Annotated in this window: 19 protein-coding genes and 1 pseudogene; 8 read left to right on the plus strand and 12 right to left on the minus strand. The window is 59.8% G+C overall.

All coding sequences use genetic code 11. The features are described 5' to 3' along the window. Positions 1 to 43 precede the first annotated feature (43 nt). Positions 44 to 1,282, minus strand: a complete 1,239-nt coding sequence (locus HX792_RS22485; protein ID WP_176998178.1) for an MFS transporter — start codon at positions 1,280 to 1,282, stop codon at positions 44 to 46. 154 nt (positions 1,283 to 1,436) lie between these two features. Between HX792_RS22485 and HX792_RS22490 the strand changes: the two genes are divergently transcribed. Continuing rightward, positions 1,437 to 2,249, plus strand: a complete 813-nt coding sequence (locus tag HX792_RS22490; protein ID WP_176998152.1) for a bifunctional 2-polyprenyl-6-hydroxyphenol methylase/3-demethylubiquinol 3-O-methyltransferase UbiG — start codon at positions 1,437 to 1,439, stop codon at positions 2,247 to 2,249. Positions 2,250 to 2,325: 76 nt separating this feature from the next. Here HX792_RS22490 and HX792_RS22495 read toward each other — a convergent pair whose 3' ends face one another. After that, positions 2,326 to 2,772: a TIGR03067 domain-containing protein gene (locus tag HX792_RS22495; protein ID WP_176998153.1), complete on the minus strand. Its 447-nt coding sequence runs from the start codon at positions 2,770 to 2,772 to the stop codon at positions 2,326 to 2,328. Positions 2,773 to 3,061: 289 nt separating this feature from the next. Here HX792_RS22495 and lpxO point away from each other — a divergent pair, with 289 nt between their 5' ends. After that, positions 3,062 to 3,961 carry a lipid A hydroxylase LpxO gene (gene lpxO / locus HX792_RS22500; RefSeq protein WP_176998154.1) on the plus strand — a complete coding sequence of 300 codons (900 nt, stop codon included), beginning with the start codon at positions 3,062 to 3,064 and terminating at the stop codon, positions 3,959 to 3,961. A gap of 18 nt (positions 3,962 to 3,979) precedes the next feature. On the opposite strand, the gene ligD is transcribed toward lpxO, so the two are convergent. Then, positions 3,980 to 6,451 carry a DNA ligase D gene (gene ligD / locus HX792_RS22505; protein WP_176998155.1) on the minus strand — a complete coding sequence of 824 codons (2,472 nt, stop codon included), beginning with the start codon at positions 6,449 to 6,451 and terminating at the stop codon, positions 3,980 to 3,982. A 15-nt stretch (positions 6,452 to 6,466) separates the two neighbouring features. Further along, on the minus strand, positions 6,467 to 7,300 hold the full coding sequence (locus HX792_RS22510; protein ID WP_176998156.1) for a Ku protein: 834 nt from the start codon (positions 7,298 to 7,300) through the stop codon (positions 6,467 to 6,469). Positions 7,301 to 7,484: 184 nt separating this feature from the next. On the opposite strand from HX792_RS22510, the gene HX792_RS22515 reads away from it, so the two are divergent. Together HX792_RS22515 and HX792_RS22520 are read left to right on the plus strand one after the other, a co-directional pair. Beyond that, positions 7,485 to 7,802, plus strand: a complete 318-nt coding sequence (locus tag HX792_RS22515; protein WP_176998157.1) for a hypothetical protein — start codon at positions 7,485 to 7,487, stop codon at positions 7,800 to 7,802. A 22-nt stretch (positions 7,803 to 7,824) separates the two neighbouring features. Next, positions 7,825 to 8,982, plus strand: a complete 1,158-nt coding sequence (locus tag HX792_RS22520; RefSeq protein ID WP_176998158.1) for a PQQ-dependent sugar dehydrogenase — start codon at positions 7,825 to 7,827, stop codon at positions 8,980 to 8,982. Positions 8,983 to 9,012: 30 nt separating this feature from the next. Here the strand turns inward: HX792_RS22520 and HX792_RS22525 are convergent, their stop codons facing one another. Continuing rightward, positions 9,013 to 9,492, minus strand: a complete 480-nt coding sequence (locus HX792_RS22525; RefSeq protein WP_176998159.1) for a nuclear transport factor 2 family protein — start codon at positions 9,490 to 9,492, stop codon at positions 9,013 to 9,015. A gap of 54 nt (positions 9,493 to 9,546) precedes the next feature. After that, positions 9,547 to 10,110: a TetR/AcrR family transcriptional regulator gene (locus HX792_RS22530; RefSeq protein ID WP_176998160.1), complete on the minus strand. Its 564-nt coding sequence runs from the start codon at positions 10,108 to 10,110 to the stop codon at positions 9,547 to 9,549. A 125-nt stretch (positions 10,111 to 10,235) separates the two neighbouring features. Between HX792_RS22530 and pssA the strand changes: the two genes are divergently transcribed. Continuing rightward, positions 10,236 to 11,579, plus strand: a complete 1,344-nt coding sequence (pssA, locus tag HX792_RS22535; RefSeq protein ID WP_176998161.1) for a CDP-diacylglycerol--serine O-phosphatidyltransferase — start codon at positions 10,236 to 10,238, stop codon at positions 11,577 to 11,579. Positions 11,580 to 11,641: 62 nt separating this feature from the next. Here pssA and efeO (HX792_RS22540) read toward each other — a convergent pair whose 3' ends face one another. The 4 genes from efeO (HX792_RS22540) to efeU are packed head-to-tail and all read right to left on the minus strand — an operon-like array spanning position 11,642 to position 15,864. Further along, on the minus strand, positions 11,642 to 12,460 hold the full coding sequence (efeO, locus tag HX792_RS22540) for an iron uptake system protein EfeO (RefSeq protein WP_176998162.1): 819 nt from the start codon (positions 12,458 to 12,460) through the stop codon (positions 11,642 to 11,644). A gap of 26 nt (positions 12,461 to 12,486) precedes the next feature. Then, positions 12,487 to 13,791 carry an iron uptake transporter deferrochelatase/peroxidase subunit gene (gene efeB / locus HX792_RS22545; RefSeq protein ID WP_176998163.1) on the minus strand — a complete coding sequence of 435 codons (1,305 nt, stop codon included), beginning with the start codon at positions 13,789 to 13,791 and terminating at the stop codon, positions 12,487 to 12,489. Between the two features lie 14 nt (positions 13,792 to 13,805). After that, a complete protein-coding gene (gene efeO, locus HX792_RS22550; protein ID WP_176998164.1) occupies positions 13,806 to 15,008 on the minus strand; it encodes an iron uptake system protein EfeO in 1,203 nt (400 codons plus the stop codon). Positions 15,009 to 15,018: 10 nt separating this feature from the next. Further along, entirely contained in the window at positions 15,019 to 15,864 is an 846-nt protein-coding gene (efeU, locus tag HX792_RS22555; RefSeq protein ID WP_176998165.1) for an iron uptake transporter permease EfeU, read from the minus strand. Between the two features lie 219 nt (positions 15,865 to 16,083). Between efeU and HX792_RS22560 the strand changes: the two genes are divergently transcribed. Next, the gene (locus HX792_RS22560) at positions 16,084 to 17,100 is read left to right on the plus strand and encodes an AraC family transcriptional regulator (RefSeq protein WP_176998166.1); all 1,017 of its coding nucleotides are present in this window, start codon (positions 16,084 to 16,086) and stop codon (positions 17,098 to 17,100) included. A 95-nt stretch (positions 17,101 to 17,195) separates the two neighbouring features. Further along, the gene (locus HX792_RS22565) at positions 17,196 to 20,453 is read left to right on the plus strand and encodes a hypothetical protein (protein WP_176998167.1); all 3,258 of its coding nucleotides are present in this window, start codon (positions 17,196 to 17,198) and stop codon (positions 20,451 to 20,453) included. A 247-nt stretch (positions 20,454 to 20,700) separates the two neighbouring features. Here the strand turns inward: HX792_RS22565 and HX792_RS22570 are convergent. After that, positions 20,701 to 21,067, minus strand: a pseudogene (locus HX792_RS22570) (TolC family protein); the annotation flags it as partial. A 41-nt stretch (positions 21,068 to 21,108) separates the two neighbouring features. Here HX792_RS22570 and HX792_RS22575 point away from each other — a divergent pair. Further along, positions 21,109 to 21,417, plus strand: coding sequence for a hypothetical protein (locus HX792_RS22575; RefSeq protein WP_176998168.1), 309 nt, complete (start codon positions 21,109 to 21,111; stop codon positions 21,415 to 21,417). Between the two features lie 38 nt (positions 21,418 to 21,455). Here HX792_RS22575 and HX792_RS22580 read toward each other — a convergent pair whose 3' ends face one another. Next, on the minus strand, positions 21,456 to 21,617 hold the full coding sequence (locus HX792_RS22580; RefSeq protein ID WP_176998169.1) for a hypothetical protein: 162 nt from the start codon (positions 21,615 to 21,617) through the stop codon (positions 21,456 to 21,458). Positions 21,618 to 21,775: the final 158 nt, after the last annotated feature.

Consider the following 21,775-nt stretch of genomic DNA (forward strand, 5'->3'; position numbering starts at 1 on the left):
ATTTTGGATGTGTGTTGGAATTTGGCGCGCATTGTCGCATATGTCAGGCGACAGTTGTATGGCAGGCGAACGATGGTTTCGCCAAGGTCTCTGGCATGGCCAGCCATAACAGCGCCAGGGCGACGGTGGCCACGCCGGCCAGGGTCAGGAAAGCCGCGTTGTAGCCCGCCAACTGCACGACAAAACCCGCCAGGCTGCTGCTCAAGGCCGCGCCGAGGCCAAATACCGTCGAAAGCGCACCCAGGCTGACATTGAAGCGCCCGGTGCCTTGGGTCAGGTCCTTGACGATCACCGGGAACAGCGCGCCGAAGATCCCGGCGCCGATGCCGTCGAGCATCTGCACCGCCACCAGCCAGTACGGGTCGCTGGACAGCGTATACAGCACGCCGCGCAACGGCAGGATCAGGAAACCGGCGATCAATAACGGCTTGCGCCCCCACACATCGGCCCGGGCGCCCACCAGCCACGCCATTGGCACCATCACCAGTTGCGCGGCGACGATGCATGCCGAGGTCAGTGGTGTGGCCATTTGCAGGTTGATCTGCGCCAGCTTCTGGCTGACCAGCGGCAGCATCGCCGCATTGGCCAGGTGGAAGAGGGCGCAGCACACGGCGAAGAGCAGCAGGGGGCGGTTGCCCAGCAATACCTTCATACCGGAGGGCTGCTCGTGATCCTGGGCATGGGCTGGGTCGAAGCCCCGGGCGACTTCATGGTCAATGGCCGCTGCCGACACGCAACTGACCGCCATGACACTGGCCACTGCCATGAACGCCATCAGGTAAAACACCACCACCGGGCCGTACAGGTACGCCAGGCCACCGGCCAGCAAGGCGGCCACGGCATTGCCGGCATGGTTGAAGGTTTCGTTGCGCCCGGTGCGGCGTGTGAAGGCGCGTGGCCCGGTGATCCCCAGGGAAATGGCGGAAATCGCCGGTGCGAACACCGACGCGGCCACCGCACTGGCGGCCTGGGTCAACGCCACCCAACTGAATGCGCTGACAAACGGCAGCACCAGGCAACTGAGCGTCACCAGGATTGCGGCAATCGCGATCACTGCGCGCTTGCTGCGGGTGCGGTCGATCAGCGCGCCGGCAGGCCCCTGGGTGATCAATGCGGCAATGCCGGCCAGGGTCATGACCACGCCGATGCTGGCCGGGTCCCACTTGTGTACTGCCAACAGGTAGATCGCCAGATAAGGCCCGAGGCCGTCACGTACATCCGCCAGGAAAAAATTCAGGCTGTCGAGGGACAAGGTGGTACGCAGGTCGGAGTGATGGGCCACGGCGAGGTCTTCAAGGGCAGCGCTCAGGGGCTGAACGCTCATTGGCTTAGTGACCTGTAGGCTCGGGGATTAGTTTCGCCATGCATAAGGGTTTTATCTGGCAGGCAATTGGCTTACTTTCCGAACCCCGCTTTATTCAAATCCTGGAGTCGCAATGGACATGCCCTCAGCCCAGCAGGCTATCACCCGCAACAAGGACGCCTGGGACGCTTCGGCCGAGCTGCACAAAGGCACCGCCACCTGGAACGCGCTGGTGGCGTCGGTCGCCCAGCCGGGGTTTTCGTGCCTGGACCCGACCATCACTGCATTGCTGCACGATGTCGGCGTTGCCGGCAAGGACGTGGTGCAACTGTGCTGCAACAACGGCCGTGAAAGCCTTTCGCTGTTCGGGCTAGGCGCCCGTTCCGTGGTGGGCGTGGATCAATCCCGAGCCTTTCTTCAGCAGGCGCAGGAACTCGCGGACGTTTCGCCCCATGCCCCCGAGTTCATCGAGACCGATATCCACCACTTGCCTGAGCGTTTGTTCGGCCGATTCGATGTCGCCCTGGTGACCATCGGCGTACTGGGCTGGATGCCCGACGTGGCGCTGTTCATGCGCCATGCGGCCAGCACCTTAAAGCCGGGCGGCACATTGGTGATCTACGAGACCCATCCGTTTTTGGAAGTGTTCGACCCTCGAGCTGACAACCCGCTGTTGCCTGCCAGTTCGTACTTCCAGCGCGATCCTTTTGTGCTGCAGGAGTCGATTGTCTACGAAGGCACCGCCGAGAAGGCCGGGCCGACGTCCTATTGGTATGTGCATACGCTGGGGAGCATCGTCAGCGGCGCGGTTGCGGCGCAGTTGCAGATCAGCCACTTGCAGGAGTACCCGCACTCCAATCGTGAAGAACTCTACGATCAGTACGAGCACCAGAGCGCGCAACTGCCACTGTGCTTCACCCTGACCGCCACTAAACGGTCCGTGTAATTCACTGGCGTGCAGGCAAAAAAAGGCCCGCGAGAGTGGCGGGCCAAGGGATTCACTGGAGTAGGTAGGTTTCACCCTATAGGTGGGAACGTGAAGGCCTTGTGAAAAGGGTGTCGCATATTCGGATGTGTATGGGGCACCGGCGACGTACGAAGGTTCGCATGGTCTGACCCGGCCCGGTGCTGAATTCGGCCGGCCTGGGCATGCCTTCATCGGCGGCAATGAATACGAAGTCATCGCCTTCAAGGCGGTAACTGGCGGGCAGTTGTTTGCCGGCGTCTTCGCCGATGGCGTCCACCCAGGTAATGCTTTTAGGGGTGGTGCTGCTGTCCAGGGAAAAGTGGCCGGCCAACAACACTTCGCCTGCGGTGGTCCGCACTTCGAAGCTGTCACCGCTGATGATCGTCACGGCACCAGGCGCGCTATGGGCGTCGACCGGGTTCAGCACACCACTGTCTTCAAGAGCGGTCTGTTCCCAGGTGCCCTGCAGGGCTTGAAAATCCAGGTCGGTGCGGGATGACATACAAATTCCTTTTTGCAGTAAGGGGTTGCGGACAGTGCCGTATCGCGGCATTGCAAGGCAAGCGTTGGCATTGATCCAGCACATTGAATGGACAGGTTTTCACAATTCTTAGTTAACCTTTGGTTACAAACTGTGGCTAAATAACTGCCAATGGTGATGAACCGGTGCTCAATTAGCCGGTCGTGCCGCATAAATGTGAATTGTGATTTCAGGTGCTGCTTATTCAATCCTCGGCCGTCGTGGGCACGCAGGAGCAGCCTGTTCTCTCTACTGACGTGTGACGAATCCCTTGAAACTCATCATTGTTGCTCTCTACGTTGCCTCCATTGCGTATGTACACCTGCGTGGCCGGGTGCGACACAAGCTGGGTCGCCAGCTTAGCGATCACTCGACGTTCCTGGCGCCGATCAACTGCTTTCTCTACCTCTTCTCCAAGCAACCCAGCCGGCCGTACCTGTCGCCGAGCGACTTTCCCGACCTGGCACCGTTGCAGGAACACTGGGAAGAGATTCGCCAGGAAGGCCAGAACCTGATGCAGGCGGGGGCGATCAAGCGCTCCGACCAGTACAACGACGTGGGTTTCAACTCCTTCTTCAAGTCGGGCTGGAAGCGCTTCTACCTCAAGTGGTACGGCGACAGCCACCCGTCGGCCATGAAGCTGTGCCCGCGCACCACCGAGCTGGTGCAGAGCATCGGTTCGATCAAGGCTGCGATGTTTGCCGAGTTGCCACCGGGCTCCAAGCTGGTACGCCACCGCGACCCGTATGCCGGTTCCTACCGTTACCACCTGGGCCTGGACACGCCGAACGATCCGGGCTGCTACATCAATGTGGATGGCGAAAGCTACTACTGGCGCGACGGCGAGCCGGTGATGTTTGACGAGACCTACATCCACTACGCCGAAAACACCACCGAGCAAAACCGCATCATCCTGTTCTGCGATATCGAGCGGCCGATGAAGTACCGCTGGGCGGCGGCGTTCAACCGCTGGTTCAGCCGCAATGTGATGGCAGCAGCCGGTTCGCCGAACGATGATGGCGACAAGACCGGTGGCTTGAACCGTGCGTTTACCCGCCTGTACAAGATTCGTCTACGCGGCAAGGAACTGAAGAAACGCAACCGTGCGCGCTACTACCTGGAAAAATGGGCGATTTTCGCCGGCTTGGCGCTGATCTTCATCCTGATCTAAAGCGCGATCGGGCGCCGCTCACTCGGGTGGGTGCGCGCCCAGCTTGTCCCACATTTTTTTGCTGAGCTTTTGCCTGTTGGCATACCCGGACCACGGGTCGGCTTTCAAACCTTTCAAACGCTCCTGCAGGTTGGCAACCGTCCACTGCTGGGCACCGCGCAACGTTTTCAACTCCTCGCGACTCACCGGCACTGACACGGGAAGGCCCGGCCGTGCCCGCACCGAATAGGCCGCCACCGTGCTCGCGCCACGGGCGTTGCGCAGGTAATCGATAAAGATCTTGCCGACACGGTTTTTCGGCCCGGACGTGGCAGTGAAGCGCTCGGGCAACTGCTGCGCCATGAACTGCGCGATGGCCTTGGCGAAGGCTTTCACCGTGTCCCAGCCATCTCGGCGCGCCAGCGGCACAACTAGGTGCAAGCCCTTGCCGCCGCTGGTCTTGACAAACGCGTCCAACCCCAACTCATCGAGTACCGAGAGCGTGAGTTGCGCCGCCTCCAGCATGGTCTTCCACGGCAGCGCAGGGTCGGGGTCCAGGTCGAGTACAAACAGGTCTGGCGTTTCGATCTTGTCCGAGGTGGCGCCCCAGGTATGCAGCTCTATGGCGCCCATCTGCACGGCGCCGACCAGGGCGTTCGCGCTGTCGATTTCCATCAGGCGTGCATGGCCAGGGTCGAGCGCCGGGTCCAACTGCTTGATGTGAGGAATGGCGAGTCGCTCGGCATGTTTTTGGAAGAACTGCTCACCGTCGATGCCTTCCGGAGCACGCAGCAGTGACACGGGCCGATGGCGCAGAAAGGGCAGCAGCCAATCACTGACCCCCTCGTAAAAGGCTGCCAACTGCTGTTTTTGCGTACCGCTTTGTGGATCGATGACGCGATCGGGGTGGGTGATTTTCACACCCGCGTCAGTTTTTTTGGCGTTGGAGGCTTTCAGCGACTTCGCTGCGCGCGGTTGCTCATGAATAATCTGTGACGCCGGCTTGTCGGTGCGCAATGCCACAAATGCGGCTTGGCGCACGATGCCTTCGCGCGTCCATTCGGTGAAGTGCACCTCGCCGACCAGCGCAGGTTCCACCCAATGCACGCCGCGTGCTTGAGTGCTGTTCAGCGGCGTTGCCAGTGGCGAGGCCTTGCACTCAAGCGATGTGAGCTGCGCGTAGATGGCTTTTAGCGAGGCCTGATCGAATCCGGTGCCGACGCGCCCGGCATACACCAGGCCCGTCGCGTCGTTCACCGCCAGCAGCAGGGCGCCGAACCCGGTGCGCGAGCCTTTGGGGCGCGTGTAGCCGACGATGACGAACTCCTGGCGCAAGCGGCATTTGAGCTTGATCCAGTCCGTGTTGCGGCTGGACACATACGGGCTGCCCAGGCGTTTGCCGATGACGCCTTCCAGGGCCAGGTCGCAGGCGCTTTCAATGATGTCGCGCTGGTTGGCGACAAAGGCTTCGGAAAACCGCAGCAGCTTGCTGCGACTCGCGCTGAGTGCGGATTTCAGCGCCGCTCGACGCTCCTCGACGGGCGCCTTGCGCTGGTCCACTCCGCCCAGGAATGGTGCATCGAACAGGTAGTACACGATGTCCAGGCTGCGACCGATATCAAAGGCGTTTTGCAATGCCTGGAAATCCGGCAGGCCATCACCGTTGAGGCTGACGACTTCACCATCGAGCCAACTGTCCTTGAGCTTGAGGGCTTGCAACGCCTTGAGCTGACGCGGCAGGCGCTCGGTCCAGTCGTGGCCGTTGCGGGTGAACAGGCGCACTTCGCCGTCAAGGATGCGCGCAAGCATGCGATAGCCGTCGAATTTGATTTCGTACTGCCAGTCACCGTCCGGCGCGCGATCGACCAGGGTGGCCAATTGCGGCGTGAATTGTTCGGGGAGGGTGATTGGCTTTTTTTCGCGCTTGGCCCGGGTTTTGGGTTTGCCGACAGTGGCGTCGCTGAGCACGCTTTTGGGCATGGCCTGGACGATGTCGTAATCAGCGGCAGGGCGTGCCTGCGGGTCTTTTTCCTTGATCAGCAGCCATTGCTCTTTGTCGCCACTGCCTTTGAGACGGGTGCGCACCAAGGCCCAATCGCCGGAGAGTTTCTCGCCGATCAGGGTGAATTTGAGCTTGCCCGCCGCGTAAGCCTTGTGCGGATCTTCATGGGGTTGCCACACGCCACGGTCCCAGACGATGACGTCCCCCGCGCCGTATTGGCCGGGGGCAATGGTGCCTTCGAAGCCGCCATAACTTAAGGGATGGTCTTCGACGTGCACCGCCAGGCGTTTCTGGCTGGGGTCCAGGCTCGGCCCTTTGGGCACCGCCCAGCTTTTGAGCACACCATCGAGTTCCAGGCGAAAGTCGTAGTGCAGGTTGCGTGCGTCGTGTTTCTGGATCACGAATGACAGGGCCGACGTTTTGCGCTGGCGAGTGGGCGCGTTGCCCGCCGGTTCTGCCGTGATCTTGAAGTCGCGCTTGCGGTTGTACTCGCTCAAGGGCTTTGGCATGGGAGGTTCCGTGGCTCAGGAGGCTTTGGTGGCTTTCTTCGCGGCAGGCTTCTTGGCAGGTTTGCCGGCCAGGCTGCGCTTGAGCAGCTCGGTCAGGTCGATCACATCCGCCGATTTGCGCTCGTCGCTGCCTTGAGTGGTTTCCACGTCTTCGATCTTGCCGGCTTTGGCCTTTTTCGCCACCAACGCCAGGATCTTCTCCTGAAAGCTGTCGCGGTAGTCGTCGGGTTGCCAGTCGGCGCTCATGTCCTCTACCAGGCGCTTGGCCATGTCCAATTCGCCTTTTGCCAGCTTCGGCTTGGTGACGTCGCTGCCCAGTTCCAACTCATCCAGGCTGCGCACTTCGGCGGGCCAGCGCAACATCACCAGCACCAGGGCTGAATCCAGCGGCATCAGCGCGGCCAGGTGCTGCTTGGTGTGCAGCACCACATTGGCCAGCGCCACCTTGCGGGTTTTCTTCAAGGTCTCGCGCAGCAGGGCGTAGACCTTGCCGCCACGCTTGTCCGGGGCGAGGAAGTAGGGGGTGTCGATGTTCTGCAAGGGGATCTGGTCGCTGGCGACAAAGGCGATGATCTCGATGGTCTGGGTCGACTTGGGGTGCGCGGAGCGAATTTCCTCTTCGCTGAGCACCACATAGCGGCCTTTTTCGAAAGCCACGCCCTTGACGATGTTGTCTTTGGTGACCTCTTTGCCGGTGGTTTTGTTGATGCGCTTGTAGCCCACCGGGTCCATGCTGCGCTTGTCGAGCCAGTCAAAATCAACGCCCTGAGCGGACGTTGCCGACACCAGCGACACCGGTATATGGACCAAGCCGAAACTGATGGCGCCTTTCCAGATTGCCCGTGGCATGGCTGCGGTTCCTTGAACAGAGTGAGTGTTCAGGTGACCGGCAGGCGCCGGCAAAAGTTTCGGCGGGCAGATATGCGGACAGATCGTGTAACACCTAATGAGAAACTATTTAGTTACGAAAGCCGAACCCAAGGCGTAGCGTGTTATCGAAAGCACGTACTACTCGCCCCAGAGAGGCTTTGTCATGAACAGCTGTGTGCGTCATCTCGCAGTGCTGGCGTTGGGTATGGCACTCACGTCACTGGCCCAGGCGCAAAGCCTGCCCGGCAGCACCGATTCCAACAACAGCCCGATTCACCGGGCCAACCCCAACAGCATGCAGGGCACCCAGCCCAATGCGCCGGCCACGCGGGGCGTTCAAATTGGCCCGACCAGCCCCAGGCCCACCGTCGAGAACGGCGGTATCGGCAACCGTTATCCCAAGCGTGATGCCGCCCCCAGTCGCCCCGCGACCGAAACCAAAGCTCCCACTTTTGACGCCAACGGCAATCGCCGGCCTTGAGTGCCGGTAAGGACTTCGCCTTATGTTTCTACGCAAAACCCTTCTCGCCGCCGTGTGCGCAACAGCACTGTTGCCTTTGACGGCAGCGTTTGCCGCCGATGCCCAGCAATTCCCCAGTGAGCAAGGCAGCCTTTCTGTCACGCCCATCGCCAAGGGCCTTGACCATCCGTGGGCCGTCGCGTTTCTGCCCGACAAACAAGGTTTCCTGGTGACCGAACGCCCGGGCCATCTGCGTTTTGTCAGCCCGGACGGCAAGTTGTCTGCGCCCCTGGGCGGCGTGCCGCAGGTGTGGGCCAAAGGGCAGGGCGGTTTGCTGGACGTGGTGCTGTCGCCCGACTTCAAGGAAGACCGCATGGTCTACCTCTCTTACGCCGAAGGCGGTGGCAAGGGCGGCACGGCGGGCACTGCTGTCGGGCGCGGTCGTTTGGCCGATGACCTGAGCGGCTTGAAGGATTTCAAAGTGATCCTGCGTCAGGAGCCCAAGCTGTCGACCGGCAACCACTTCGGCTCACGGTTGGCGTTTGACCGCGATGGCTACTTGTTCGTGACCTTGGGTGAGAACAACGACCGCCCCACGGCGCAGGACCTCGACAAGCTGCAAGGCAAGGTGGTGCGGATCTTCCCCGACGGTCGCGTACCAGAAGACAACCCGTTTGTTGGCCAGCAGGGCGTGCGCCCGGAAATCTGGTCCTATGGCCAACGCAACCCGCAGGGCCTGGCGCTGAACCCTTGGAGTGGCACGATCTGGGAAAACGAGCACGGGCCACGCGGTGGCGATGAAATCAACATCATCGAGCGTGGCAAGAACTACGGTTGGCCGCTGGCGACCCATGGCATCAACTATTCGCTGACACCGATTCCTGAAGCCCAGGGCAAGGAAGTGGAGGGCACCGTGCCGCCCCATCATGTCTGGGAAAAATCCCCGGGCATCAGCGGCATGGCGTTTTATGACGCCGACCGCTTCAAGCCGTGGCAGCACAACGTGTTTATCGGGGCGTTGGCCAGCCAGGAACTGATTCGGTTGCAGTTCGACGGTGACAAGGTGATTCATGAGGAGCGCCTGCTCGGTGGCTTGAAAGCGCGGATTCGAGACGTGCGCCAGGGGCCGGACGGTTACCTGTACGTGCTCACCGATGAAGACAACGGCGTGCTGTATCGCGTCGGTCTTAATCAGGACTGAAAGAAGGGGCCGCAATGCGGCCCCTTCTTTTTACAACCCCAGGTCGGACAGGCCCGGATGATCATCCGGGCGCCGGCCCAGCGGCCAGTGGAACTTGCGCTCGCTTTCCTTGATCGGCAGGTCGTTGATGCAGGCAAAGCGGTTGGCCATCAGGCCGTTCTCATCGAACTCCCAGTTCTCGTTGCCGTAAGAGCGGAACCAGTTGCCGGAGTCGTCGTGCCATTCGTAGGCGTAACGCACGGCGATACGGTTGTCGGTGAACGCCCACAATTCCTTGATCAGCCGGTAATCCAGTTCCTTGGCCCATTTGCGGGTCAGAAAGCCTTTGGCTTCTTCGCGGTTGGTGACGAATTCGGCGCGATTGCGCCAGTGGGTGTCCAGCGTGTAGGCCAGGGACACGCGCTGCGGGTCACGGGAGTTCCAGCCGTCTTCGGCCAGGCGCACTTTTTCGATGGCCGAGGCGTGGGTGAACGGCGGCAGCGGCGGGCGTGTTTCAGCGGTAGAGGACATCGGGCAGCTCCTGAAAACAATAACGGATTATCGAAAGTTGCTTGGCGTGCGGTTTCAAAGTCCCAATAACGTTCGCGCCATGCATTGCGCATCATCGGCAGCTGTTGAATCACCCATCACCAGGGCAACGGTAATGGCACCATCGATCAGGATCAGCAGTTGCGCGGCCTGCCGTTTCGGGTCGGGGGTGCCATGTGCTTGGCACAGTTCGAGTGCGTACTCGAACAGTTTCTGTTTGTGGGCCTTGGCCAACAGGCGCACCGGGTTGTGCGGGTCGCCGGTTTCGCCGCTGGTGTTGATAAAGGCGCAGCCGCGAAAATCCGCCGAGCCGAACCAGGCCTTGAGGGCGCTGAACACCGCCAACAGGCGCTCGCCAGTGCCTTCGCTGTGTTCCACCTCGCCACGCAACCACTGCATCCAGCGCTCGTCGCGACGTTGCAGGGCGGCAATTACCAACTCGTCTTTATTGGCGAAGTAACGGTAAATACTTTTGCGCGAGACACCGGCGGTTTTCACCAGAAAGTCCATGCCGGTGGCGGCGATGCCATGGCGATAGATCAACTTTTCGGTGACGTCGAGGATGATGTCGCGGGTTTCGTTGCCTGTCATATCGTTCATATGGCGTACAGTAGAATGATCGTTCTTCTTGGTCAATTAACTTTTTTCCATGCGCTGCTGCGAGACCTGAGCACCCCCATGGTGTAAGCTCGGGGCCTCTTCGGATTCGACCCATTGCGAGCCTTATGCCGTCGTTCTTCAAACGCTCCCTGTTGCCCAAACTGCGCGGTTTCCCACTTTCCAGCGATGCCATCGAGGTGCTGTCCGGCGCCGATGCGTTCCGCCGTTGCCTGTTGGAGAAGATCCCTCAGGCCACCCGGCGCATCTACATCGTGGCGTTGTACTTGCAGCAGGACGAAGCGGGGCAGGAGATCTACGACGCCCTGCACGCGGCCAAGGCAGCACGGCCGGAGCTGGACATCGTGGTGGTGGTCGACTGGTTGCGTGCCCAGCGCGGGCTCATCGGCGCCGGCAAGCAGCCGGGCAACAGCGCCTGGTACCAGACGATGACCGCGTCCCACGCAAGCCAGGTGCCGGTGTACGGCGTGCCGGTGCAAACCCGCGAGCTGTTCGGCGTGCTGCACCTCAAGGGTTTCGTGATCGACGACAGCGTGCTGTACAGCGGCGCCAGCCTGAACAACGTGTACCTGCACAAATTCGAAAAATACCGCTTCGACCGTTACCACCTGATCCACAGTCAACCGCTGGCAGACTCCATGCAGCATTTGGTGGAGCACGGCCTGGTGGCCTCCAAGGCGGTCAATCGCCTGGATTTGCCCAACCCTCCCACTACCCGCAGCCTGCGCAACGATATTGGCGACTTGCGCAGCCGCCTCAAGCACGCGGCCTACGACACCACGGCGGGGCAATTGCCCAATGGCCACCTGTCGGTCAGCCCGTTGTTGGGGGTGGGCAAGAACAACCCACTGAACCGCGTGGTGCTGGAGCTGATCGCCAGCGCCCAGCACCAGCTCACCATCTGCACGCCGTACTTCAACCTGCCGTTGCCGGTGACACGAGAGATCAACCGGGCGTTGGCGCGAGGCGTGAAGATCGACATCATCGTCGGCGACAAGACCGCCAACGATTTCTACATCCCGCCGAGCGAGCCGTTCAAGGTGATCGCGGCGCTGCCCTACCTCTACGAAATCAGCCTGCGTCGCTTCGCCAAGCGCCATCAGCCGATGATCGACAGCGGCCAGTTGAACCTGCACCTGTGGCGCGACGGCGATAACACCTACCACCTCAAGGGCATGTGGGTTGACCAGCGCTACACCTTGCTCACCGGCAACAACCTCAACCCCCGGGCGTTCCGCCTGGACCTGGAAAACGCCTTGCTCATCGATGACCCGCAGGGTGAGTGGCTGGCACCTCGGCGCATGGAGCTGACGCAGATTTACCAGCACACCACGCGCATCGAAGGCTACCAGCAGCTGCAAACCCTGTTGGACTACCCGGAAGCGGTGGGCAAGTTCCTGCGCCGGGTCAGCCGCGTACGCATTGAGCGCTTGCTGTACCGGATTCTCTGATTAGCGGGCAAAAAAAGACCCGGGCCCTGTCGAGGGGCCCGGGTCTTTTTTTGCGCGGCTGCTTAGTTCAAGCCGAGCTTGCCACGCAGGGTGGACAGGTCTTCAGCCAGGGTGTTGACCGGGCCAACCAGGGCTTTACGGTCGTTTTCCTTGACCTTGTCATAGGTCTCGAAACCACCGTCCTTGGTCTTGTACTTGGCCAGGATCTTGTCCACGGTGGCGAAGTTCTTGTCGACCTTGGCCAGGAAGGCCTTGTCTTGCTTCTCGATCTGGCCACGGAACAGGTCGACGATTTTCTTCGCGCCGTCGATGTTGCCCTGGAAGTCATACAGGTCGGTGTGGCTGTAACGGTCTTCTTCGCCGGAGATCTTGGTCGCGGCGACTTCTTCGAGCAGGGCTGCGGCGCCGCCCACGACTTTTTCAGGCGGGAAGGTCAGGCCATCAACACGGGTCTTGAGGTCGTTGACGTCGGTGTTGAGCTTGGCGGTCAGCGTTTCCAGACCTTTGGTGGTGTTTTGCGAGAACAGCACGTATTCGATGCGGTGGAAGCCGGTGAAGTCTTCAGCGGTCACGCCCTTTTCGTGGTCATCAACACGGGAGTCGATGGACGCGTCGAGGTCGCTGAACAGCTCGGCGATCGGCTCGATGGACTCGTAGTGCACGCGGGTCGGTGCGTAGAGCTTCTTGGCGGTGGCCAGGTCGCCCTTGTTGATGGCGTCGGTGAAGGCTTTGGTCTGGGTGACCAGCTCGCCGATTTCTTCGGTCACGTAGATCTTGTAGTCCGAGACCGGGCCTACCAGGTCCAGCGGCGCGGTGGCGGCGAAGGCTGCCAGCGGCGAAAGGGACAGCAACAACGACAACGCAATAGTCGACTTCTTCATGGGACAGTTTCCGCTCTGGGTTTATTTTAGGTGTTGGCAGTGGTTTGAGGGTGCGTTGCAGCGAGCAGCGTGCGCCCAAGGAAATCCTTGGGCCCCGTGACGCCCGGCAAGGTGAAGAAATACCCGCCGCCCACCGGCTTGAGGTATTCCTCCAGAGGCTCGCCGTTGAGCCGGGTTTGTACGCTGATGAAGCCTTTCTCCAGGTCAGCCTGGTAGCAGATGAACAACAGCCCCATGTCCAGCTGACCGTTTTTATTGACGCCGTTGGAGTAGTTGAACGGCCGACGCAGGATCAGGTTGGCCTGGGTCTGCGGGGTGCGCGGGTTGGCCAGGCGGATGTGGGCATCGAGCTTGGTCAACTTGCCTTCCGGGTCCTTGCTGTAGTCAGGCACCTGGGTTTCCTTGTCGCCATCCATAGGCGCGCCGGTTGGTTTGACGCGGCCGATGATGCTTTCCTGTTCTTGCAGGGGCGTGCGGTCCCAGCGCTCGACGAAGTTACGGATGATCCGCACCGCCTGGTAGCTGCCATGGGCAGCCCAGGCCGGTTCGTCGCTGGTCGGTTGAACCCAGACGATCTGGTCCATGGCCTTGTCGTCGGTGGAGTTCGGGTTGGCCGAACCGTCACGGAAACCGAGGAAGTTACGTGCGCTTTGCGCAGGCTCGCCCGGTTTTGCGGGGGCCTGGGGCGGCACGCTGCCTTCCTGTTTCCAGCGCACCAGCAGCAGGTCCGGCAGGTTCTTCACGATGTCACGCAGGGCGTGAATGTTGGTGTCCGGGGTATTGGAGCTGAACTGCAGGCTCAGGTCGCCGTGGCACTGCGCAGGCTCCAGCGCGTCGTTGGGGAAACCGACCATGCGGCTCAGGCGCTTGGGTTTGACGGCGGTGAGGCCAAAGCGCTCATCGAACAGCGATTCGCCGACCGATACGGTGATGGTCAGGTTGTCCGGGGTGACCACCGGGCCGAGAATGCCCGAATCGGTCGGCGGCAGTTTCGGGTCGACCTGGGGCACGGTGCCGCCGGTCATCAGGAAGCTGATGCGCTCGTTCAGGGTGCGGAACAGGCGCTCCAGGTCTTCCCGGTCGCTGGCCAGCACGTCAAACGCCACGACCATGCCGCAGGCCGGGCGCGGCGTGACGATGCCGCTCTGGTGTTTGCCGAAGAAGTCGTGGTGGTCCTGGGTCTTGTCACTGCGCGGTGCGGTGGTGACTTGCTCGGCAGCAGCGGCCATGGCCGGGCAGGTCAGGGTGCTGCCGGCAATCGCCGCGCCGGTGGCGGCCATGCCCAGCAGGACACGGCGGCGCTGGAGGTTAAGCTGTTCTGAATCACTCATCTGTGCGGTCGTCTTCACTGCAGGCCGGAAAGGCCAAGGGCGGGGTCGATTCCATCGAGTGCAACGGCCAGAGCCTTGGCCTTGTCGGCGATCTGCTTGCGCTGATCGGCGGTAACGCTGTCGTACGCGCTGTAACGGTTATTGACTTTGAAACCCGCGAGTTCGCCATCGAACGCGCTGAGGGCGCTGTCGATTTTCGGCAACAGGTCGGCGGCGGATTTGGTCAGCAACGGACGCATCAGCTCGACCACTTTATGGGCGGCCTCAAGATTGGCGGCAAAGCCGTTCAGGTCGATATGGCTGTAGCGTTCTTCTTCACCGCTGACGGCGCGCACATCGGCCAGGCTATTGAGGTTGCGCACCACAATGCTCACCAGTTGCTCGGGCGGCAGGGACTGGGCCAACAGCTGTTGCTTGAGGCTGGTCACGTCGGTGACCAGGCGTTGTGCAACCGGCGCCAGGCCGTCGAGGCTGCGCTGCTGGAACAGGCTGTATTCGAGGCGGTGGAAGCCGCTGAACGCCGGGTCCTGCTCGCGTTTTTCAAAGTAGTCGGCGCGGGCGTTGATCGCGTTGTCCAGCTCTGCCAGGCGTTGGGACGCCGGGGCCAGGCGCTGGTAGGCCTCGCGGGCCGGCACGTACAAGGCTTGCGCCTGGGCCAGGTCGCCGGCGTCGATGGCTTGCTGCAGGGCCGTGGCGGCCTTGACCAATGCGCTGCCTTGGCCGCTCAGGTACACGCGGAATTCCGACAACGGGCCAATGAAGGCCACCATCGACGGTTTGGCCTTGGCCTGGGCGTCGGATTCTGCCGTCGGTGTCACGTGCAACGTGCCCCGTGGGTTGCTCAACAAGCCACAGGTGATGGCGTAGTCGCCAGGCAACAGGTTGGCGTTGATCACCTGGCTGAGGCCCGGGGCGATGTTTTCCCGTTCTTCGATCACCAGCACGCCGTCGAGGATTTCCCACTCCACGGCCCGGTCGGAGCGGTTGATGATGCGAAAGCTCGCACGCCCGGCGGGCACGGTCAGCTCGTTGGGCTCGCAGGCGTGGCCGTGGATGGTCACGGCGATTTCGTTGTGGTTGGTCTGGCGTTTGGCGGCGGCCAGCTGTGAGGCGTAGTAGAACAGGCCACCGGCGGCGATCATCACGACCACCGAGCCGGCCACCGCCCAGCGCAAGGCGCGAGGGGGCGAGGCCGGTTGAGGGGTTGGGTTGGACAAGAGACGGTCCTTACTGGCTGGAAACGGAAGTCGGTTTGGCGACAGGCTTGGCGGGAGCCGAGGGCAGGAAAAACATCACAAGGGCCACCACCAGATAAATCAGATAAGCACCCAGAGTGCTGACGGTCGGTGCCTCTTGATAGCCGAACATGCCGGCCAGCACCGAGCCCAGCGGGCTGTCCATGGGCAGCGCAGCGCTGAAGTCGAACAGCACGGTTTGCAGGTGGTTCCACACCCCGGCTTCGTGCAGGGCCTGGACCGAATTGGCCAAGATGCCGGCGGCGACCACGAGGATGAACAAACCGGTCCAGCGGAAGAACGCGCCGAGGTTCAAGCGCATGCTGCCCGAATAGATCAGGAAACCGACCACAATCGCCAGGATCAGGCCGAGCAGGGCGCCGATGGGCGCGCCGGGGCCTTCGCTCTGCTGGAACACGGCCAGCAGGAAGAACACCGTTTCCAGCCCTTCGCGGGCCACGGCGAAAAACACCATGGCAATCAGCGCGATCACCTGGTGCTTGGAACCCGCCAGAGCGTGGTCAAGGGATTCGTGCAGGGCATGCTTGATGGAGCGCGCCACCTTGCGCATCCAGAACACCATGGAGCTGAGAATGCCCACGGCGACCAGGCCGACGACGCCTTCGAACAGTTCCTGTTGTTTCTGCGGGAACTCGGCGCTGACCAGCTCCAGGCCCCCACCTACCAGCAAGGCCAGCGCGGCGGCGAGGAAGACGCCGATCCACACGGCAGGCATCCACTGGCCGCGGCCGGTCTGCTGCAGGTAACTGGCGATGATGCCGACGATCAATGCGGCTTCAATGCCTTCGCGCAGCATGATTAGAAAGGGAACAAGCATTCGGCACCGCATCGAGACTGGATAGGATGCTAATTTGTAACATAATGATACTCATTACTAAACAAGCAATCTTGACCTTTACTGAACGTTGACTGAACGGCCCGCCAAACGGCCGTCGCGCGGCATGCGTCACAGGGCGACGGGGTTACGCCTACTTTTTTGTGAGCCGAGTGCCTAAGATGGCGACTCTCCACGCTACACAGGGCCCGGAACGCGCCAATGTCCGAAAAAGACACCATCTCCATTCACCTTGTCCGCGAGGCGTTGCTGCAAAGCTGTGCGCCCGGCTTGGCGACCACCGAAGTGCTGAACAAGGTGGGTATCGACCCCGCCTGGCTTGACCTGCCCGACGCCCGCGTACCGGCAACGGCGTATGCGCGCCTGTGGCGTTTGCTGGCCCGGCGCCTGGACGATGAATTCTTCGGCATGGACCCGCGCAAGCTCAAATCCGGCAGCCTGGAGTTCCTGTGCCGTGCCGCCATGGCTCAACCGACCCTGGCGCAGGGGCTTGAGGCGGGCCTGGGGTTTTTGTCGTTGATGCTGGATCACCTGCCGGCCCAGTTGGTGCGCCAGCAGAGCCTGGCCGAGATTGTCTTGCTTGAACCCGAGCCACAGCCCAAGCGCGCGTTTACCTACTTTGCCTATTGGATGATTGTCCACGGCGTGGCGTGCTGGCTGGCGGGGCGGCGCATTCCGATCCTGGCCATCGAGCTGCGCAGCCCTCAGCCGGATTTTTGTGATGACTACCAGGTGATGTTCTCTGACAACCTGCGGTTTGATCGGCCACGCACCCGCATGATTTTTTCTGCCGACTGCCTCGACCTGCCGATCAAGCGCAATGCTGAAGAACTCAAACGTTTCCTTGCCCACGCACCCGCCAACATCCTCGTCAAATACCGCGATCCCGAAAGCCTCGCCACCCGCATCAAGCACAACCTGCGCCATATGCCCCCCGACACTTGGCCTGAAACCGAGGGCTTGGCGGCTACCCATTGCATCTCGGCCTCCACTCTGCGCCGCCGCCTGGCGGAGGAGGGGCAGACTTATCAGGGCCTTAAGGACAGCGTGCGCAAAGAGTTGGCGATTGTGTGGCTGGCGGAACCACAGATCAGCTTTGCCGAGATAGCGGCGCGATTGGGGTTTGCCGATATCAGTTCTTTTTATAAGGCGTTTCGTAAATGGGTTGGCTCCAACCCAGGGCACTATCGAAGCCTGATCTTGAGTGAAGCTGATTGATCGTTGTGTATGACCCCTCGCAGAGATTTTTCCGATAGAGCATTTGTAAATTGTACTTCAGGCTGTGGAGATCTTTCCTCGTGTGAGAACGTCAAATGCCGCTGTCGACATATACCCAGCTACGCGCCCCCGGCACCTCAATTCCCGGCAATACCCCACAGGCTCCTGTCACCGCGAAATCCACTCCAGTGCCTCCTGGGGAGGGCAGCAACTTCGGTTTGAGCGACGAAAGCGTGCAGCGTTCCAAACTTAAGACACGCTATCCGGCGCCCACCCAGGAGGAGTTGAACGCGCAGTCGAGCAGTGGGAGAGTGAAGCGTGCCGAGGTCCAGAAGACTCCGGAGGAAACTCTTTACGAATCACAGTTGGTCGCCAAGATCGACGAAGTGCTCGCGCAGATGAGCAAGTGGGTCGATACGATTTACGCGCCGATTCTGAACCCTTCGAGCGTGGTGGATGAGGTCATCAAGCAACGTATTCGTGAATATGAAAAGAAGACCGATGACGAAGAGGGAATGACGCCAGATACCAAGTTGACCGTGACTTACGTGGAGAAGCAGCCGGCCAACCCGAATCTGCATTTTACGGCTCCCGTTAGAAAGGAAAAGGTCTACACCCTCAGGGAAATCGTCACGGGCACCTATTTGAACGACATCAGATTAATGCGCGACAAGTATGGGCAACTCTTCAAGGTCGTGGAAGTTGAACAGCAGGCGCTGGTTGATTTCATTCGCAAAGGGAACCCTATACAGAAGCGCCTGGATGACGACTTCGCCGCCTACAAAGCGCGGCCCGGTATCAAGGAAGCATCCGTCGCCTACTATGAAAGCAGAGTGCGTAGCGCGGCCCTGAATTATCTAGAGAGAACACCCGTCACAGACCCTGGTTACAAGTTGATGAGTGCCTTCCTGAGCGGTGATCTCAAGACGTCGCAGGTTAAGTTCCATGGAACAGTGGTCAATGGCGTATTTGCGGTCACACTAGGCGAAAAAGCGGTCCTGTGCAGCGTAGATGATGACATTTCCTTTTATATTGGCGAGCGAAATAATCGCTATTGGAAGTTTGGTGCTCCCCAAAGTGAACCTGAACCGACGTATCCAACAGACCCTGAATTCAAGGAATGGATCACCCAGAAATTACCAATTATCGAACAGCTGAAAACGCAGAGAAATACGCAGGCATTCGATGTCCTCAAAGACAAAGACTCCACGAATGCGCACATCGGAATTTCGAGGACGGTCGGGCAGATCAATAAGAAGCCTTTTAGCTTCGAAGCTCAAGACAGTACAAAAAAACTCGCCGGGGCGTTATACGAAGGGAATATCGCGCGTGTCGGTTCGGATATTGACTCGTTGATCTATACCAAATGGGAGGATTTCGGGCTGGAAGCTTTGAGCGTGATAGCGCAAATGTTAAATACCTTCAGCCATTTGGCGACGTTGGCCAGTGCTGGAACGGGGATGTTTATGCTCAAGGTGGTCAGCTTTGCTGCGCTCGGCGCCGCCAACGCCGGGGTGAATGCCTTGCGGGGTGCGATCACCGATGACCCCACTGTACGAGATGGCGCCAATCGAGCGGCGTTTATCTCATTGCTGACGACTGCCATTCAATCGACGCTGTCGGGCTTTTTTTTCGCTGGTGGCAAGGCGATCGACGCAGGAAGGACCGTGAATAAATTTGCTTCGCCAATTGGCTATCAACGATTTGCCAAGCAGTACATTAACGCCAACTTGCCGCGTATCGTTCGTGAGTACTTGGGCAAACGCGTGGGCAGCAAGGTAGTTCAGCCCACTCAGAACTTGAAATTGCCGATTGAGAGCAAGCCTGGCACTTCCCCTGCTCCTGCTCCTGCTCCTGCTCCCGCTCCTGCCCCAACGGCGGGGCCCGGCTTTGGAGGCGTGAATGTCCCTTGGAACAAAATGAACGATGCTCAAAAGATCGAGCACGTGCAATTTAAAGCGACCACCTCAGCCACCGGGTTGCAACTGATTGGGCAAACCAGCAAGCACGCGGTCAAAGCGTCGATCGCCAATAACCTGCTACCGCACGGCTCAGACCTGCAGGTGCCACGTACTTGGAGCAGCGGTGCTACCGAGACCAAGTTTGCCATAGTGAAGTTGCAAACCGAGTTAAAGCGTCTGAAGGCAATCAATGAGTTTTTGGGTGGGCTGCGTACTAATACTCCTGCGCTGGAAGTGACTCCGACGATGGGCCAGCCGATCAATGCGGCAGCTGCATGGGTAGCAGCATCCAGCAGCGTGAAGCTCCCCCAGGAACAGGTACGCAAGCTGATTGAACAGTTTCAAGACGCAGATTTGACCGATATGCGTGTGATTGAGGACATTCAACGGTCGTTGTCAGGCACGTCGACCGATTTTCGCGCCACAGGTACCAGCAACCTGCTGGGCACTGATATAGCCCATGCGGCCTTCGAGGCGCGCCTCAAGCCGCTTGATGCTCCTGCTGGGCTGTCGCGCGCGAGTTGGTTGTTTGCGCTGACCAAGAGTTACCAACCGTTCGGAAAAAACAATGACCCATTGGCCAGGGTGCTGTACGCCCTGGCGGACCTTCAAGACTCGAACAACAACGGGTTCAAGGCGATCACAAAAACCACCGAACTGAAATTGTCGCGGCCTGAGCCAGTGCAGGCCCCCATCCCCAGCAACAGGCGCCAAATAAGCACTGCGCCGCCCGTCGTCGATTCCAGGGTGCAGCCATTTCGACAGATTGAAGCCAACCCTAGCAGTGAGTTGCCCGCTGAAATGCAGGGTTTCATGAACACGCTCCGCAATGATCCCAAATTATCCACGGCGTTTACGAATCCTGCAGGGGAGTGCGCCAGATGCGCGGAAATTGTCGCCGATTTCATGCGGCGCAATGGATTTAAAAACATCAAGTACCGAACCCTGCTTATATGGCCTACGCGTAACCCGAACAGCGTGCAAAATCACTTTTTCCCTATCGGCGATTTCAACGGCAAGACGTACGCCTTTGACCTGACGGCGCCCCAGTTCGCTAATAAAGGCATGCCTTCGTTGTCTGAGCCGATGATCCTGCCGGAACCGGCACTGATGAGAAAGTATCAAACGGCAAATGAAAAAATGCTGATCAAATACAAGGACTTCTCTAACCTGAGGTCGGCGGAAACCGAACTTTCTACCTTGTCTACTCCTGGGCCAAATGAGTTCATTGAAGGTGGATACACGCTCAATCAAGGCTGGAACACTTCTCCGGCCACACCACCTGCCGCTCCTAAGGAACGTGGCCCGGGCAGGATCACTTTGGATGACATCACGCGCTTTTTCAGGAATCGAGCGCCAGCTGCGGATCGGCGGAGGAACCCTTCTGGCTGACATCTACAAGCCAGCCTCGGGGCAGGCATATCACTACGGGCGCTCTAGCAGTGATCGGGTAAGTTGCCACTGGCTGACGGTCTGTTTGCGGCCGCGGTCCGCTTCAAGGCATTGACACCCGCAGGAGAAGATGATCTGAACCCTCAGGTAATAACGTTGAAACAAACAGGCCCTGTGGTCGAATGATCCACGGGGCTAAAAATTGGCTGGATGCGGCCAACCAAAGGAGCTCTTTACCTCACTTGCTGCTGGCTTCCACCGCCGCCAGGCGCTCGTCGGCACATTCAACGTCCAGCTGATTACCTACGCCGGCATCACGCAGGCTGACGGTGATGGTGCGCGAGTCCTGCTGGTTCTTCAGGTTGTCCAGGGCGATACGTTCACGCAGTTGGCCGTAGGCATCCACCGTTGACGGGCTTGGTGGTCTGCCCGGGAATCTGGCCCTTGCCCACGTCGTTGCTGGCGCGGGGAGTAACCACCGGTATGATGTCGTTGGCCGCATCATCACGGATGGCGCGTGCCGCCCGCAGGCGGGCGAAGGGCATGCGCAAATCACGGTTGCCGCTCAGGGGCTGGGTCACCAACTGGTTGGGGGTCGGATCGTCGAACTGCTGCAATGCTTTTTTCTGCTTAGGTGTCTGCCTTGTGTCTGTATATGACTGATAGCTATGGCGGGCTTTTGCAGCCAGGTGTGGAAACGGCAATTTATGGTCCGTTCACAATAACGTCGGCTAATGGGTGTGCCGGTGCGACCATTGATGTCACGGCGTCCACGGGAGGTGGGAGGGCGCCGCAGTTGATTATTCAACAGCAGTTGGGAGCTTCTTGGCAGCCTGTTGCGACAAGCTATGGGAGCAGCGCTTCATATTCAGGATCGGTTGCCGCCGGCGAGAATTGCGAACGCCTGCATATCTATCATTTGATTTTCAAATCATCGTCGCGCTACTTTTCTGAGTTCATCTGAGCTTATAGCTGTCATATCAAAGTTCTTTAGGTAATCCTTCAGATCAGTGATTTTTTTGTTTCGTCAAGGTTGAGTGTGGCAGCTGCTACCGACTCCCGAGTTACCGTGAATGCATTCGTTATTTGCTCAGCGTTTTTAATAACGTAAGCATTGGTTGCCTTGGTATACCGCATCTGTTCAGCAGTCAACAAGATAGCCATGTCGCCTTCCTCCATTAGTAATAAGTGACACTTCGTTGTCGACACGTGTGCGTATTGCTTTAATGGCGCGTGGCGTCTGAAATGTGAGTTGGTTGTGAGGCATTAAAGCCGGGCGGCGAGGTACAGAGCGGGACTAGGATATTACCTACGAAGGCCTT

The sequence above is a fragment of the Pseudomonas sp. B6002 genome (assembly GCF_013385985.1).
Taxonomy (GTDB): domain Bacteria; phylum Pseudomonadota; class Gammaproteobacteria; order Pseudomonadales; family Pseudomonadaceae; genus Aquipseudomonas.

Coding starts and splice junctions, on each gene's coding strand:
- HX792_RS22490 (WP_176998152.1), top strand. CDS start 1,437: ATGGACATGCCCTCAGCCCAGCAGGCTATCACCCGCAACAAGGACGCC.
- HX792_RS22495 (WP_176998153.1), bottom strand. CDS start 2,772: ATGTCATCCCGCACCGACCTGGATTTTCAAGCCCTGCAGGGCACCTGG.
- ligD (WP_176998155.1), bottom strand. CDS start 6,451: ATGCCAAAGCCCTTGAGCGAGTACAACCGCAAGCGCGACTTCAAGATC.
- HX792_RS22510 (WP_176998156.1), bottom strand. CDS start 7,300: ATGCCACGGGCAATCTGGAAAGGCGCCATCAGTTTCGGCTTGGTCCAT.
- HX792_RS22515 (WP_176998157.1), top strand. CDS start 7,485: ATGAACAGCTGTGTGCGTCATCTCGCAGTGCTGGCGTTGGGTATGGCA.
- HX792_RS22520 (WP_176998158.1), top strand. CDS start 7,825: ATGTTTCTACGCAAAACCCTTCTCGCCGCCGTGTGCGCAACAGCACTG.
- HX792_RS22525 (WP_176998159.1), bottom strand. CDS start 9,492: ATGTCCTCTACCGCTGAAACACGCCCGCCGCTGCCGCCGTTCACCCAC.
- HX792_RS22530 (WP_176998160.1), bottom strand. CDS start 10,110: ATGAACGATATGACAGGCAACGAAACCCGCGACATCATCCTCGACGTC.
- pssA (WP_176998161.1), top strand. CDS start 10,236: ATGCCGTCGTTCTTCAAACGCTCCCTGTTGCCCAAACTGCGCGGTTTC.
- efeO (WP_176998162.1), bottom strand. CDS start 12,460: ATGAAGAAGTCGACTATTGCGTTGTCGTTGTTGCTGTCCCTTTCGCCG.
- efeB (WP_176998163.1), bottom strand. CDS start 13,791: ATGAGTGATTCAGAACAGCTTAACCTCCAGCGCCGCCGTGTCCTGCTG.
- efeU (WP_176998165.1), bottom strand. CDS start 15,864: ATGCTTGTTCCCTTTCTAATCATGCTGCGCGAAGGCATTGAAGCCGCA.
- HX792_RS22560 (WP_176998166.1), top strand. CDS start 16,084: ATGTCCGAAAAAGACACCATCTCCATTCACCTTGTCCGCGAGGCGTTG.
- HX792_RS22565 (WP_176998167.1), top strand. CDS start 17,196: ATGCCGCTGTCGACATATACCCAGCTACGCGCCCCCGGCACCTCAATT.
- HX792_RS22575 (WP_176998168.1), top strand. CDS start 21,109: ATGACTGATAGCTATGGCGGGCTTTTGCAGCCAGGTGTGGAAACGGCA.
- HX792_RS22580 (WP_176998169.1), bottom strand. CDS start 21,617: ATGGCTATCTTGTTGACTGCTGAACAGATGCGGTATACCAAGGCAACC.